General features: G+C 63.1%; 14 protein-coding genes. All 14 read left to right on the top strand.

The genetic code is table 11. The annotated features are described in order from the left end of the window. The first annotated feature begins 202 nt into the window (after positions 1-202). Genes PMA3_RS01680 through PMA3_RS01615 form a run of 14 tightly spaced genes read left to right on the top strand, consistent with a single transcriptional unit; the run spans position 203 to position 13,474 of the window. The gene (locus PMA3_RS01680) at positions 203-928 is read left to right on the top strand and encodes a beta-ketoacyl synthase chain length factor (RefSeq protein WP_064675540.1); all 726 of its coding nucleotides are present in this window, start codon (positions 203-205) and stop codon (positions 926-928) included. Next, positions 904-1,713, top strand: coding sequence for a lysophospholipid acyltransferase family protein (locus PMA3_RS01675; protein WP_064675539.1), 810 nt, complete (start codon positions 904-906; stop codon positions 1,711-1,713). The genes PMA3_RS01680 and PMA3_RS01675 overlap by 25 nt, the downstream gene beginning before the upstream one ends. Further along, positions 1,694-1,954 (top strand): phosphopantetheine-binding protein, encoded by a 261-nt coding sequence (locus PMA3_RS01670; protein WP_064675538.1) that lies wholly within the window; start codon positions 1,694-1,696, stop codon positions 1,952-1,954. The genes PMA3_RS01675 and PMA3_RS01670 overlap by 20 nt, the downstream gene beginning before the upstream one ends. Positions 1,955-1,963: 9 nt before the next feature. After that, positions 1,964-2,218, top strand: coding sequence for an acyl carrier protein (locus tag PMA3_RS01665; protein ID WP_064675537.1), 255 nt, complete (start codon positions 1,964-1,966; stop codon positions 2,216-2,218). Then, positions 2,215-2,760, top strand: coding sequence for a COG4648 family protein (locus PMA3_RS01660; RefSeq protein WP_064675536.1), 546 nt, complete (start codon positions 2,215-2,217; stop codon positions 2,758-2,760). The genes PMA3_RS01665 and PMA3_RS01660 overlap by 4 nt, the downstream gene beginning before the upstream one ends. Next, positions 2,757-4,436: an acyl-CoA synthetase family protein gene (locus PMA3_RS01655; protein WP_064675535.1), complete on the top strand. Its 1,680-nt coding sequence runs from the start codon at positions 2,757-2,759 to the stop codon at positions 4,434-4,436. The genes PMA3_RS01660 and PMA3_RS01655 overlap by 4 nt, the downstream gene beginning before the upstream one ends. Next, positions 4,429-5,163 (top strand): glycosyltransferase family 2 protein, encoded by a 735-nt coding sequence (locus PMA3_RS01650; protein ID WP_064675534.1) that lies wholly within the window; start codon positions 4,429-4,431, stop codon positions 5,161-5,163. The genes PMA3_RS01655 and PMA3_RS01650 overlap by 8 nt, the downstream gene beginning before the upstream one ends. Then, positions 5,160-6,101, top strand: a complete 942-nt coding sequence (locus PMA3_RS01645; RefSeq protein WP_064675533.1) for an LpxL/LpxP family acyltransferase — start codon at positions 5,160-5,162, stop codon at positions 6,099-6,101. The genes PMA3_RS01650 and PMA3_RS01645 overlap by 4 nt, the downstream gene beginning before the upstream one ends. After that, complete coding sequence (locus tag PMA3_RS01640; protein ID WP_064675532.1) at positions 6,082-7,626, top strand: HAL/PAL/TAL family ammonia-lyase; 1,545 nt, start codon at positions 6,082-6,084, stop codon at positions 7,624-7,626. The genes PMA3_RS01645 and PMA3_RS01640 overlap by 20 nt, the downstream gene beginning before the upstream one ends. Continuing rightward, a complete protein-coding gene (locus tag PMA3_RS01635) occupies positions 7,619-8,044 on the top strand; it encodes an acyl-CoA thioesterase (RefSeq protein WP_064675531.1) in 426 nt (141 codons plus the stop codon). Before PMA3_RS01640 ends, PMA3_RS01635 begins: the two co-directional genes overlap by 8 nt. Further along, a complete protein-coding gene (locus PMA3_RS01630) occupies positions 8,041-8,760 on the top strand; it encodes an outer membrane lipoprotein carrier protein LolA (RefSeq protein WP_064675530.1) in 720 nt (239 codons plus the stop codon). Before PMA3_RS01635 ends, PMA3_RS01630 begins: the two co-directional genes overlap by 4 nt. Further along, positions 8,744-11,083: an MMPL family transporter gene (locus PMA3_RS01625; protein ID WP_064675529.1), complete on the top strand. Its 2,340-nt coding sequence runs from the start codon at positions 8,744-8,746 to the stop codon at positions 11,081-11,083. The genes PMA3_RS01630 and PMA3_RS01625 overlap by 17 nt, the downstream gene beginning before the upstream one ends. Next, positions 11,080-12,240, top strand: coding sequence for a cation:proton antiporter (locus PMA3_RS01620; protein ID WP_082930241.1), 1,161 nt, complete (start codon positions 11,080-11,082; stop codon positions 12,238-12,240). Before PMA3_RS01625 ends, PMA3_RS01620 begins: the two co-directional genes overlap by 4 nt. Further along, positions 12,227-13,474, top strand: a complete 1,248-nt coding sequence (locus tag PMA3_RS01615) for an NAD(P)/FAD-dependent oxidoreductase (protein ID WP_064675528.1) — start codon at positions 12,227-12,229, stop codon at positions 13,472-13,474. Before PMA3_RS01620 ends, PMA3_RS01615 begins: the two co-directional genes overlap by 14 nt. Positions 13,475-13,481: the final 7 nt, after the last annotated feature.

Raw genomic sequence — 13,481 nt, 5'->3', positions numbered from 1 at the left:
CATGGCAGGCGCAGTATGGATAATGGCCATACGAAGCTCGATGCGCACCAACCGGTCCGTTTGTTGAGCAAAATGTAACCAGCATTTGCTACAGGCTCGCCGCACCGCGATAATGCGCGCCACTCGGCGTAATGCGCCACGGTAGCGTCTGTCGCTGTTTTTGCGATTCACCGCGTCAAGGAAGCCCGCAGGGGCGGGATGAATGTCTGTGATTAACTTCAACATCGCCCAATGGCGCGCGTGGGCCCCTGGGCTCGAAAGCGTGGACGATTGGCAGGCCTGGTGCCGACAACCGGTCGTGCTCCCGGGCAGCGATGCCGCCCCCGACGTCTCTTTTCTACCGGCCATGCAGCGCCGGCGACTCAGCCGCCTGGCGCGGATGGCATTCAGTGTGGGCTGGCCATTGGCCGAGGGGCGTCAGGACTTACCGTTGGTCTTTATTTCCCGCCACGGCGAAACCCCGCGCACCTTTGAAATCCTCAGCGAACTGGCGGCCGATCAACCGCTGTCCCCTACCCAGTTCAGCCTGTCGGTGCACAACGCGGTGATCGGCCTGTGGTCGATCATGCGTGGCGAAACCAGTGAGATGACGGCCCTTGCGGCAGCCGGCGACGGCCTTGAACACGGCATGCTAGAGGCCGCGGCATTGCTTGCCGAAGGTGCGACGGCAGTCCTGCTGGTGGTTACCGAAGAGCAGCCACCCCGAGCCTATTCCACCTGGATCGACGATGTGCCGTTCCCTTACGCGGTCGGCCTGCTGATTACTCCGGGCAATGACTGGCAGTTGTCCCTGAACAGCAACCCGGATGCGTTGTCCAAAGCCCACTGGCCCCATGCCCTGGATCTCTTGCGTACCCTGCTCGGCCAGCAGACTACCTGCCAACATGCCTGGAAAAATCGTGTATGGACCTGGCAACGCAACCTGTAACAGATAAAAACCGCGACGCCTATTACTGGCGCCTGCTGGCTACCGCTGCAAGCTTCACCCTGTTCGGGTTGGGCGGGGTGTGCCTGCGCCTGGTGGTTTTCCCGCTGCTGAGCTGCCTGCCCGGCGATGCCCAGAAGCATCGGTTGCGGGCCCGGCAAACTGTCAGTAGATGTTTCTGGTTTTTCGTCCGTTTCATGGCCCGCACCGGTGTGCTGACCTACGACATCCAGGGTGCTGAAAAGCTCGGTCGACCGGGACAGATGATCATCGCCAACCACCCGTCGCTGATCGACGTCGTGTTCCTGATCGGCCTGGTGCGCCATGCCAATTGCGTGGTCAAGCAAAGCCTGTGGGAGAACCCCTTTACCCGCGATCCGCTGCGCCGCACTGAATACATCAGCAACGATGGCAGTATGGACATGCTCGATGCGGCGGCGGATGCCCTGAAAAGCGGCCAGACCCTGATCATCTTTCCCGAAGGCACGCGCACCCGGCCAGGCCACGCACCGGCCTTTCATCGGGGTGCCGCGGCCATCGCGTTGCGCGGTGCGAAAATCCTCACCCCGGTGATCATCAAGGTCAACCCCACCACATTGACCAAGGCCGAGCCCTGGTATCGGATCCCCAAACGTCGCGTGCACTTCAGTTTCCGTGTCGGGGCCGATATAGACCCACAAGCCTTCGCTGCGCTGGGCCCTGCTCCGCAGGCGTCGCGCAAGCTCAACGATTATCTGCACCATTACTTTATCAAGGAGCTCGCCGAAGATGAGCGATCTACACCGTGAAATCAAAGAACTGATCATCGACGCCCTGGGCCTTGAAGATATCAGCGTCGACGACATTGGCGATGACCAGACGCTCTTTGGCGAAGGCCTGGGCCTGGATTCGGTCGACGCCCTGGAACTCGGCCTGGCCATTCAGAAAAAGTACGGCATCAAGATCGACGCCGACGCCAAGGACACGCGCAATCACTTCAGCAATGTGGCGAGCCTTGCGGCATTCGTCACCGCAAAACAGGCAGCTTGAGACCGGACCATGCAAACTCGTGAAGCAATTTTCATCACCCTGCGCGATGCCATGGTCGAACTCTTCGAGTTGGACCCTGAGCGTGTGAGCCTCGAATCAAACCTGTACCAGGATCTGGAAATCGACAGCATCGACGCAGTCGACCTGATCGATCACATCAAACGCCAGACCGGCAAGAAAATCGCCGCCGAAGAATTCAAATCGGTGCGTACTGTCAGCGATGTGGTCGAGGCGGTCTATCGTCTGGTTCAGCCGGCCGCATGAGTCGATTGATCGGCCTTGGCCTGCTGCTGGCGGGCCTGCTGTACCCCTTTGCGGTGTATTTCGGCATGGAGCATTTTGCCCCGTGGCAGTTCGGCCTGCTGCTGGGCAGCCTGTGGCTGGCCCGGGCCCTGCTCGGTGCGCGCAAGCCAGGCAGCCTGTGGATGGCGATCGGCGCGATCGCTTTCTGCCTGTTGCTGGCCCTACTGGACAGCCCGCTGTTGCTGCGCTGGTACCCGGTATTGATCAGCGCGTTCATGCTCGGGCTGTTCGGGCTGAGCCTGAAATACGGCCCGCCGATGGTCGAACGGCTGGCGCGACTGCGTGAACCGCAACTGCCGGCGAAGGCGATTGTTTATACCCGTCAGGTGACAATCGCCTGGTGTGTGTTCTTCCTCTGTAACGGTTTGCTCGCCGCCGCCCTGACACTCTGGGCGCCGCTGAAGTGGTGGATGCTGTACACCGGCCTGATTTCCTACGGGTTGATGGGCTTGCTGTTTGCCATTGAATGGCTCATGCGACAACGGGTACGAGGCCACCCATGAATTGGACAAAACTTGAGCACCTGTTGCTCAAGGCTCAGCCGGAACGTGCCGTGACGGCAGGGCCGGCGCTGAATCACGCGCAACTGTGCGAGCAGGCATTGAGCCTGGCCGCCGGCCTGCAGGCCCAGGGCGTGCAGCGCATTGCCGTGCACCTCGAAGACGCCGCCGACCTGGCGATTGCCCTGCTCGGCGCCTGGCGTGCCGGGGTCAGCGTGCTGCTGCCTGCCGACTTGCAAGCCCGGACTCGCCAGCGCTGGTCGACGGAAGTCGATCTGTGGCTGACCGATCAGGCCGACGACGCGCACCTGAGCGATTATCGACATTCGCCACTGAGCGCCGGCACGCTGGACCTGGATCGCTGCCAGCTGAGCTTGTGCACGTCCGGTTCCAGCGGTGAACCCAAGCGCATCGACAAAAGCCTGCGTCAGCTGGCCAATGAAGTCGAAGCGCTGGAGCGGCTGTGGGGTGCCGATCTGGATGAGGCCTGCATCATCGGCAGCGTTGCTACCCAGCACATCTACGGCCTGCTGTTCCGGGTGTTGTGGCCGTTGTGCGCCGGGCGCCCGTTCGTGCGCAAGCAACTGGCGTTCCCGGAGGATTTGCAGCGCGCCAGCCGTGAACACTCGGCGTTCGCCTGGGTCGCCAGCCCGGCGCTGCTCAAGCGCATGGGCGACAATCTCGACTGGCCTGCCCTGAGTGCGGTTCGACGGGTATTCTCCTCCGGCGGTGCATTACCGGCCGAGGCCGCTCAACGCTTGCACGACCGCTTGAGCCAGTGGCCGACGGAAATCCTCGGCAGCTCGGAAACCGGTGGCATTGCGTGGCGCCAAGGACAGGATCTCTGGCAGCCCTTTGCCGGCATCGAGTTGAGCCAGGACAGCGATGGTGCGCTGCTCATTGCCTCGCCCTACTTGCCGGCCGGGCATATCGAGCACACTGCGGATGCCGCGCGAATCGCGGAAGATGGCCGCTTCGAATTGCTCGGGCGCCTGGACCGGATCGTCAAACTGGAAGAAAAACGCATCTCGCTGCCGATGCTGGAAAAGGCGCTGATGAACCACGAGTGGGTTGCCGAAGCGCGCCTTGGCGTGGTTCAGGAAAATCGCGCCTCATTAGGTGTGCTGCTGGTGTTGAGTGAACAGGGTTTGCATGCCTTGCGCAGTCAAGGCCGGCGCACCCTTACGCAAACCTTGCGTCAGCATCTGAGCCAGCATTGCGAAGCCCTCGCCCTGCCACGCCGCTGGCGCCTGCTGCGACAACTGCCGCTGAACGCCCAAGGCAAACTGCCTCAGGCCGACGTTCAAGCCCTGCTGCTGGCACCGCGGCCAAAGGCGCCAGAGGTGCTGGAGCAGCTTGAGGTGAATGGCGAGTGGAGCCTGCAACTGGCGGTGCCACCGGACCTCGCCTACTTCAGTGGCCATTTCCCCCAGGCGCCGGTATTGCCCGGCGTGGTGCAGGTGGAGTGGGCGCTTATGCTGGGCCAGCGATTGATGGACCTGCCAGCAAAATTCGCCGGCATGGAAGTGCTGAAATTCCAGCAACTGGTGCGCCCGGGGGATGAAGTCCAACTGCACCTGCGCTATGACCCGGCACGGGGCAAGCTGTATTTCGCCTATCGCAATGAGACCGCTACCTGCTCCAGTGGGCGGATTTTGCTGGAGGCTGCAGATGCATAACCCCTGCGCCGTCATCCCGGTCTACAACCACGAAACCGCCATCACCACGGTGGTCGATGCCGTGCTCGCCAGCGGCTTGCCGTGCCTGCTGGTAGACGACGCCAGCGATAAGGCCTGCGCCGCGGTACTGGATCGACTGGCCCGGCGCGACAACGTGTTCCTGATCCGCCTGGCCTCCAACCAGGGCAAGGGCGCCGCCGTCATGACCGGGCTGCGCGAAGCTTCACGCCTGGGTTTCAGCCATGCCTTGCAGGTGGATGCCGACGGCCAGCACGACCTGCAGGACGTCGCGACCTTCGTCGAACAATCGCGCCTGCACCCCGAGGCGGTGATCTGTGGTTATCCGAAGTACGACGCCAGCGTACCCAAAGGGCGTTTGTACGCCCGCTACCTGACGCACGTCATGGTCTGGATCAACACCTTGTCCTTGCAGATCCGCGATTCCATGTGCGGCTTTCGCCTCTATCCGTTGCCGCCGACCCTGGCACTGATCGACACCGCCAAGATCGGCAAGCGCATGGACTTCGACTCGGACATCCTGGTACGCCTGGCCTGGCGCAACCAGCCGATGCAGTGGCTGCAAACCAGGGTTCACTACCCGCTGGACGGCGTCTCGCATTTCCGCCTGTTCCGCGACAACGTGCTGATAACGAGCATGCACACCCGCCTGTTCTTCGGCATGTTAGTGCGGGCCCCGATGATCCTCTGGCGGCGGTGGCGAGCATGAGCGCAGACCGGCAACACTGGGCCGACCGCCAGGAGCGCGGCAGTTTCTGGCTGATGAAACTCACGGCGTTCGGCGCCAGGGTGCTTGGCCGTCGACTGTTGAGCCCGCTGTTGTACGGCATCGTCCTGTACTTTTTTGTGTTCGGACGCAGCGCCCGCCACAGTGCCTGGCAATACCAGCAACGGCTCGCCGACTGGAGCGGTCGCACCGAATTGCGCCCGACCCATTGGCGAGTGTTCGGCCAGTTCATGGCGTTCGCCGATTCCATGCTCGACAAGCTCGACGTGTGGAATGGCAAGCTGAGCATCGAGCAGATCGAAATCATCGACCCGGCGCTGCTGCGCAATCAATTGCGCGGTACACGCGGGCAGATGCTGGTGGGCGCACATCTGGGCAACCTCGAGGTTTGCCGCGCCCTGGCGGAGATCGGCGAGAAGGTCACCATGAACGTACTGGTGCACACCAAGCACGCCGAGCAATTCAATCGTCTGCTGGGTGAAGCCGGCGCGACCAACCTGCGGCTGATCCAGGTCAGTGAGCTCGACCCGGTCATCATGCTGCAACTGCATGAGCGCCTGGAGCGCGGCGAGTGGCTGGCGATCGCCGGCGACCGCGTGCCGCTGCACGGTGGGCGGAGCGTGACCGTGGATTTTCTCGGCCATCAAGCCGCGTTCCCCCAGGGCCCATGGTTGCTGGCCGGCTTGCTCAAATGCCCGATCAATCTGTTGATGTGCCTGAAGAAGCCGACGGGCCAATACCGGGTGACCCTCGAACCGTTTACCGAGGCCGTGGTATGGAAGCGCAGCGACCGCGAGCAGGTCATTCATCAGTGGGCAACCCGCTACGCCGAACGCCTGAGTCACTATTGCCTGCAAGCGCCCCAACAATGGTTCAACTTTTACCCTTTCTGGAAGACCGATGACGACGTCAACGCTTGAGCCGGTAACCTTCGGCGAACTCCCTCTGCGCATCGAAGACGTGCTGGCCCTGGCCAACCGTCAGGTGCCGACGCAGTTGCAAGGCGACCCCGCGTACCGCGAGTGTATCGCCAAGGGCGCGCGATTCCTCGACTCCCTGCTGGACAAGGAAGGGGTGATCTACGGCGTGACCACCGGTTATGGCGATTCTTGCGTGGTCGCGGTACCGCTGCATCACGTCGAGGCGTTGCCCCGTCACCTGTACACCTTCCATGGCTGCGGCCTGGGTAAACTGCTCGATGCCCAGGCCACTCGCGCGGTACTGGCGGCGCGTTTGCAGTCGCTGTGCCACGGGGTCTCCGGGGTTCGCGTGGAACTGCTGGAACGCCTGCACGCCTTCCTTGAACACGACATCCTGCCGCTGATCCCGGAAGAAGGCTCGGTGGGTGCCAGCGGTGACCTGACGCCGCTGTCCTATGTGGCCGCGACCTTGTCCGGCGAGCGCGAAGTGATGTTCCGTGGGGAACGCCGACAAGCCGCCGACGTGCACCGCGAACTTGGTTGGCAACCGCTGGTACTGCGCCCGAAAGAAGCCCTGGCACTGATGAACGGCACCGCGGTCATGACCGGTCTGGCGTGCCTGGCCTTTGCCCGCGCCGATTACTTGCTGCAACTGGCCACCCGCATCACCGCATTGAACGTGGTCGCGTTGCAAGGCAACCCGGAGCATTTCGACGAGCGCCTGTTCGCCGCCAAACCGCACCCGGGGCAGATGCAAGTCGCCGCCTGGCTGCGCAAGGATCTGGCGATCGACGCGCCGACCGCGCCGTTGCATCGCCTGCAAGACCGATATTCCCTGCGTTGCGCGCCCCACGTCCTCGGCGTATTGGCCGACAGCCTGAACTGGCTGCGCTCGTTCATCGAGATCGAGCTCAATAGCGCCAACGACAACCCGATCATCGACGCCGAAGCCGAACGCGTGCTGCACGGGGGGCACTTCTATGGCGGCCACATCGCGTTCGCCATGGACAGCCTGAAAAACCTGGTGGCCAACGTCGCCGACTTGCTCGACCGTCAACTCGCCCTGCTGGTGGACGAACGATACAACCACGGCTTGCCGAGCAACCTGTCCGGCGCCACCGCCGACCGGGCGATGCTCAACCACGGTTTCAAGGCGGTGCAGATCGGCACCAGCGCCTGGACGGCCGAGGCACTGAAAAACACCATGCCGGCCAGCGTCTTCTCGCGTTCCACCGAATGCCACAACCAGGACAAGGTCAGCATGGGCACCATTGCCGCCCGGGACGCGATCCGCGTACTGGAGCTGACCGAACAGGTCGCCGCCGCCACGCTGCTGGCGGCCAACCAGGGCGTCTGGCTGCGCGGCATGGCTGAAGATGCGCGCCCCTTGCCACCCGCCCTGGCCGCCATGCACGAGGAATTGGCCAAGGACTTTGCGCCGGTCATCGAAGACCGTGCCCTGGAGGGTGAATTGCGCCTGTGCCTGAAACGTATCGCCGAACAACACTGGAGGCTGCATGCGTAGCAAGGGCGTGCTTCATGCCGATACGGAAATCCTCGTGCCGTTCTTTGATGTCGACACCATGAACGTCGTCTGGCACGGCCATTACGTCAAATACCTGGAAGTCGCCCGCTGTGCGCTGCTGGACAAGATCGGCCACAACTACGACGCCATGGTTGCCTCGGGTTACGCCTGGCCGGTGATCGACTTGCAGTTGCGCTATGTGCGCGGCGCCGTGTTCGGCCAGAAGCTGAATGTGCGGGCCAACCTGGTGGAGTGGGAGAACCGTCTGAAGATCAGCTACCTGATCAGCGATCTGCACTCCGGCGAACGCCTGACCCGTGCCTGTTCCGTGCAGGTGGCCGTCGACATGGGCAGTCGCGAGATGCAATTGGCCTCGCCCAAGGTGTTCACCGATGCCGTAGAGAGGGCCTTGCCATGATTTACTGCCACCCCCGCCCTCCTGTGGGAGCGGGCTTGTCGGATCGCCGCACCGCCGCGAAGGTCGTCAACGATGACACTGGGCACCTGACACTGCGCAGCGTTCTCAGGTTTTTCGCGAGCAAGCTCGCTCCTACAGTGTTTTGCGTGTTGCTGGGTATTCCGGGGTTGGCCAGCGCGTTTGATCTGCAACAGCTCAGCGATCAACTGGCCAGGCCTGAGGTGATCCACGGCAACTTCATCCAGGAAAAACACCTGCGCGCCCTGCCCCAGCCGCTGACCAGCAAGGGCACCTTTGTCCTGGCGAAGAATCAGGGCATGCTGTGGCTACTGAAAACACCGCTGCAACAGGATTACCGCATCAACGCCAAGGGCATTGCCCGGCGTGACGCCAGCGGCTGGCAAATGCTGCCCGGCAAGAGTGCCGGCGCCGAACAGAACCGTTTGTTTCTCGCCGTGCTGCAAGGTGACAGCAGCGGACTGCAACGGGACTTCGAGCTGTCCCTGAGCGGCAACGCGCAGAACTGGACACTGACCCTGGTGCCGCGCTCGATGCTGCTCAAGCAGGTGTTCAATCAGATCAACATCGCCGGTGGTGAACTGGTGCACAGCATCCAGCTGCTCGAAACCCAGGGCGACAGCACGCTGTTGCGCATGCAGGACAGCACGAGCACCCAACCGTTGAGCGAAGCGGAGCAACTTGACTTTGCCGAGTGAACGGAGGCTGCCGTGGCTGTTCCTGATCCTGCTGCTGGCGGTGCTCGCGCTCGCCGGCTGGCAATGGCGTGACGGCGCGCCGCTGTCGGCCAACCTGATGGAGCTGGTGCCGGGCACGGCGCCGGATGCGCTGGAACTGCGCGCCGAACAACGCATGCAAGAACCGCTGAACCGCGAAATGCTGGTGTTGGTCGGCCACAAGGATCGCCCGCAAGCCATCGCCATGGCGCAGACGCTGGGTGAGCAGTGGCAGGCCAGCGGCTTGTTCGAGAAGGTCCAGTGGAACCTGCAAGCGGATTTGCCGGCGTTGCGCACGCAATTGCTGCAAGGTCGCCTGGCGATGCTCTCGGCGACGGATCGGCAACAATTGATCGAACACCCCGATGCGTTTATCCAGCAACGGGTCCAGGCACTGTTTGACCCCTTCACCGGCTTCAGCCTGGTACCCAGTGAGGATGACTGGCTGGGCCTGACCGGACGCATCCAGAACAGCCAGCCGCAACACGGCTCCGTGCAACTGGACATCGGCAGCGGTGCGCTGGTGGCCGATGCCGACGGTCAGAGTTGGGTGCTGCTGCGGGCGCGGACCACCGGCAACGCCTTCGACATGAACCTGCCGCTGCAAGTGGCCGATCTGCTCCAGCAGGGCCGGGAACAAGCCGCCCAGGCCGACGTGCAATTGCTGGCTGCCAGTGGCTTGCTCTACGCCGCCAGCGGTCAACGGCAAGCCACCCGGGAAATGACCTGGGTCGGCGGCGGCGCCACGGCGGGCATTCTGTTGCTGCTGTTGCTGGCGTTCCGCCGCTGGCGGGTGTTGCTGGCGTTTGTGCCGGTCCTGGTGGGCATGCTGTTCGGTGCGGTGGCCTGCGTGGCGATGTTCGGACACATGCACGTGATGACCCTGGTGCTCGGCTCCAGCCTGATCGGCGTCGCTGTCGATTACCCGCTGCATTACCTGTCCAAGAGCTGGAGCCTCAAACCCTGGCACAGCTGGCCGGCGTTGCGCCTGACCCTGCCGGGACTGACGCTGAGCCTGATCACCAGCTGTATCGGCTACCTGGCCCTGGCCTGGACGCCGTTCCCGGCACTGACCCAGATTGCCGTGTTCTCCGCCGCCGGTCTGGTGGGTGCCTACCTGTGCGCGGTGTGCCTGTTGCCGGCGCTGCTCAAAGGCGTCGAGCTGCGCCCGGCGCAGTGGCCGCTGCGAGTCGCCGAATTTTTGCTGGAACGCCGTGAAGCGCTGCTGAACATTGCGCGCACCCCGGTGTTGCTGGCGCTGCTGATTGCCTTTTGTGTGGGCGGACTGTTGCAGCTCGAAGCCCGCAACGATATTCGCCAGTGGGTCGGCGCACCGCAGCAATTGACCGACGAAGCCCAGGCCATTGCGCGCATCACCGGTTATCAACCCACCAGCCAGTTCTTCCTGGTGCGCGCGGCCAATCAACAGCAACTGCTGGAGCGCCAGGCAGCGCTGGGCGAGCGGCTGGATCAACTGGTCAACCTGGACAAACTCAAGGGTTATCTGTCACTCAATCAACTGGTCAGCCCGCCCAGCGAACAGGTGCGGGTGCGTGAGGCCTTGAACAAACTTCCGCAATTCTGGCACCCCTTGCTCGACCTCGGCGTGCCGGCTGCAGCGCTGCAAGCGGAACTGGCAAGGCTGCAGGCGCTGCCGATCGAAGACATCGACGCGGCGCTGGTCGGTCCTTTGGCCGAACCTTATCGCGTCCTGTGGCTAGGCCCCATCGAAGACGGCGTAGCGGCGCTGGTCAGCCTGCAAGGCCTGAACAACCCGTCCTTGTTGCGGATTCAGGCGATGGATTTGCCGGGCGTGGAACTGGTGGATCGCCTCGGCGAACTGAACGAGGTCTTCGCCGATACCCAGGTCAGTGCCGCTGAACTGAAACTCGCCTCCTGTGTGCTGATCGTGCTGGTACTGATCCTGCCGTTCGGCCTGGGTGGCGCGCTGCGCATCGTCGCCCTGCCACTGCTGGCGGCGCTGTGCAGCCTGGCCAGTCTCGGCTGGCTCGGACAGCCGTTGACGCTGTTCAGCCTGTTCGGCCTGCTGCTGGTCACGGCCATCAGCGTCGACTACGCGATCCTGATGCGCGAACAGGTCGGCGGTGTCGCCGTGAGCCTGCTGGGCACCCTGCTGGCGGCGGTGACCACCTGGCTGTCGTTCGGGCTGCTGGCAGTGTCCAGTACCCCGGCGGTGAGTAACTTCGGGCTGTCGGTGAGCCTCGGCCTGGCCTTCAGTTTCCTCCTCGCACCCTGGGCTGGACGCCAGGTCCATGCGGCCGCGGTCACGGAGCCGGCAGCATGATGATCGTCCTGTTCTGGATCATGGCCCTGGTACTGTTCGCCTTGGCCACCCGTGTCGGTCGTCACTTCGGTGTGATCCCGATCGTCAGCCAGTTGCTGCTGGCGACCTTCGGCCTGCCGTTGCTGATGTTCTTTTGGATCGAGCCCCAATGGCAACTGAGCGGTGCCGCCCTGGTGGCGCCGGCCTGGCTGAAAAATCTCTACAGCCTGAGCTTTGCCTTGCTCCTGGGGCATATTCTCAGCGACGTGATCGACCTGCGACTCGACCGCCAGAGCCTGAAAATCGCCCTGCCGAGCTTCTGCATTCCGTTCACCTGCGGGCTCGCGACAGCGGTCTGGCTGCTACCGCCGCAACCCTGGATCAGTTCCCTGGCGGTCGGCCTGCTGTTCGCCATCACCGCCATTCCGGTGCTGTACCTGTACCTGCGGCACATCCAGTACCCGCCTGCCGCCACCCGGCGCCTGGTGCAGACCGCCATCCTCATCGATCTCACCTGCTGGACCCTGTTCGCCATCGCCCAGGGCAGCCTGCACCTGAGCAGCCTGCTGCTGCCGCTGGCCGCGGCCTGCCTGCCGTTACTGTTGCGCCTGCTGCGCCTGCGCCAACCGCTGTTGCATAGCGTCTGCTTCTTCGCGTTATTGGTGGTGGCGGAACATTTCAAGCTCAATGCACTGATTGTCGGCATTGGCTACCTGTTGTGCATGGCCGCGCTCAAGGTGCCGCTGGTGCTGCCGTTGCCGGTGATCTGGCTGAGTCACGTGCAGACGTATATCGCCATCCCGCTGATCCTCACGTTCGGCATTGTGCAAATCAACGTCCACGCGGCCCTGACCAGCCTCGGCTGGGTGCAACTGACGGCGCTGCTGCTGTTGCCGATCATCAGCAAACTGCTGGGCAACTGGCTGGGCCTCGGCTGGGCCGGCGCCTCGTTTGAAGGCGCCAGCCGCTGGCGGGAAAGTATCCTGCTCAATATTCGTGGCTTGAGCGAGATCGTCTTTCTCAACCTGCTGCTGCAACAACAGCTCATCAGCCCGGCGCTGTATTTTGCGCTGATGGTAATGGGCCTGATCGCCACACTGCTGCCGGCGCTCGCCGGCATGCATCGAACCCGCTTGAACATCGCCGTCCCGGCAAGGAGCTCCAGTGCCAACAGTTGAAATGGAACGTCGTCAGGTTGTGGTGATCGGCGCGGGGCCCTCGGGCGCGATCGCCGCCGCGCTGCTCAAGCGCAAAGGCCACGATGTGCTGATGATCGAACGCCAGCATTTCCCGCGGTTTTCCATCGGTGAAAGCCTGCTGTCCCACTGCCTGGATTTCGTCGAGGAAGCCGGCATGCTCGAGGCGGTGAACGCCGCCGGGTTCCAGCTGAAAAACGGTGCCGCATTCGCTTGGGGCGAGCACTACAGCGCCTTCGATTTCGGTGACACCTTCGGCAACGGCAAGCCGACCACCTTTCAGGTCCAGCGCGCCGATTTCGATAAGCTGCTGGCCGATCAGGCAGCACTCCAGGGCGTGGAAGTGCGCTACGGCGAAGCGATCGTCAGTGCCGACTTCACCCTGGCCAGACCGCAACTCGACGTACTTCGCGAAGACGGCAGCCAGTACCGCGTCGAGGCCGATTACGTGCTCGATGCCAGCGGCTACGGTCGCGTGCTGCCGCGCTTGCTCGACTTGGAGGCGCCGTCGAACTTCCCGGTGCGCCAGGCGGTGTTCACCCACGTCGAAGACCATATCGACCACCCGGCTTTCGAGCGGGAAAAAATCCTCATCACCACCCATCCGATCCATCGCGACATCTGGTTCTGGACCATTCCTTTCAGCAACGGCCGTTGCTCGGTAGGCGTGGTGGCGGCCGCCGAACATTTCGCAGGCCGTACCGAGAATCTCGACGACTGCCTGCGCGGGTTCATCGCTGAAACCCCAAGCCTGTCCGGCGTGCTGAACAACGCCGTGTGGGATACCCCGGCGCGGACCATCGGCGGCTATTCGGCCAACGTCAAAACCCTCCATGGGCCGGGCTTTGCGTTGCTGGGCAACGCCGCCGAGTTCCTCGACCCGGTGTTCTCCTCCGGCGTGACCATCGCCATGCGTTCGGCAAGCATGGCCGCCGCTGTCCTGCACCGTCAGTTGCAAGGCGAAAGCGTCGATTGGCAAACCGAGTTCGCCGCACCGCTCAAGCGTGGCGTCGACACCTTTCGTTGCTATGTCGAAGGCTGGTACGCCGGAACTTTCCAGGATGTGATTTATCATGAGGGTGGCTCGCCCGACATCCGCCGCATGATCAGCTCGATCCTTGCCGGGTATGCCTGGGACGAGCGCAATCCGTTCGTCGCCGAACCCAGGCGTCGGCTGCGAATGCTGTCGGAACTCTGTGCAAGGGATGTCACGTGAGTCTTGG

This window comes from Pseudomonas silesiensis (assembly GCF_001661075.1).
Lineage (GTDB): Bacteria > Pseudomonadota > Gammaproteobacteria > Pseudomonadales > Pseudomonadaceae > Aquipseudomonas > Aquipseudomonas silesiensis.
This window is presented reverse-complemented; position numbering and strand designations above follow the sequence as displayed.

Excerpts from the sequence above, each read along its gene's own strand:
- PMA3_RS01645 (WP_064675533.1), top strand. The coding sequence starts at position 5,160 with ATGAGCGCAGACCGGCAACACTGGGCCGACCGCCAGGAGCGCGGCAGT.
- PMA3_RS01665 (WP_064675537.1), top strand. The coding sequence starts at position 1,964 with ATGCAAACTCGTGAAGCAATTTTCATCACCCTGCGCGATGCCATGGTC.
- PMA3_RS01680 (WP_064675540.1), top strand. The coding sequence starts at position 203 with ATGTCTGTGATTAACTTCAACATCGCCCAATGGCGCGCGTGGGCCCCT.
- PMA3_RS01650 (WP_064675534.1), top strand. The coding sequence starts at position 4,429 with ATGCATAACCCCTGCGCCGTCATCCCGGTCTACAACCACGAAACCGCC.
- PMA3_RS01675 (WP_064675539.1), top strand. The coding sequence starts at position 904 with ATGGACCTGGCAACGCAACCTGTAACAGATAAAAACCGCGACGCCTAT.
- PMA3_RS01635 (WP_064675531.1), top strand. The coding sequence starts at position 7,619 with ATGCGTAGCAAGGGCGTGCTTCATGCCGATACGGAAATCCTCGTGCCG.
- PMA3_RS01630 (WP_064675530.1), top strand. The coding sequence starts at position 8,041 with ATGATTTACTGCCACCCCCGCCCTCCTGTGGGAGCGGGCTTGTCGGAT.
- PMA3_RS01660 (WP_064675536.1), top strand. The coding sequence starts at position 2,215 with ATGAGTCGATTGATCGGCCTTGGCCTGCTGCTGGCGGGCCTGCTGTAC.
- PMA3_RS01655 (WP_064675535.1), top strand. The coding sequence starts at position 2,757 with ATGAATTGGACAAAACTTGAGCACCTGTTGCTCAAGGCTCAGCCGGAA.
- PMA3_RS01620 (WP_082930241.1), top strand. The coding sequence starts at position 11,080 with ATGATGATCGTCCTGTTCTGGATCATGGCCCTGGTACTGTTCGCCTTG.
- PMA3_RS01670 (WP_064675538.1), top strand. The coding sequence starts at position 1,694 with ATGAGCGATCTACACCGTGAAATCAAAGAACTGATCATCGACGCCCTG.
- PMA3_RS01640 (WP_064675532.1), top strand. The coding sequence starts at position 6,082 with ATGACGACGTCAACGCTTGAGCCGGTAACCTTCGGCGAACTCCCTCTG.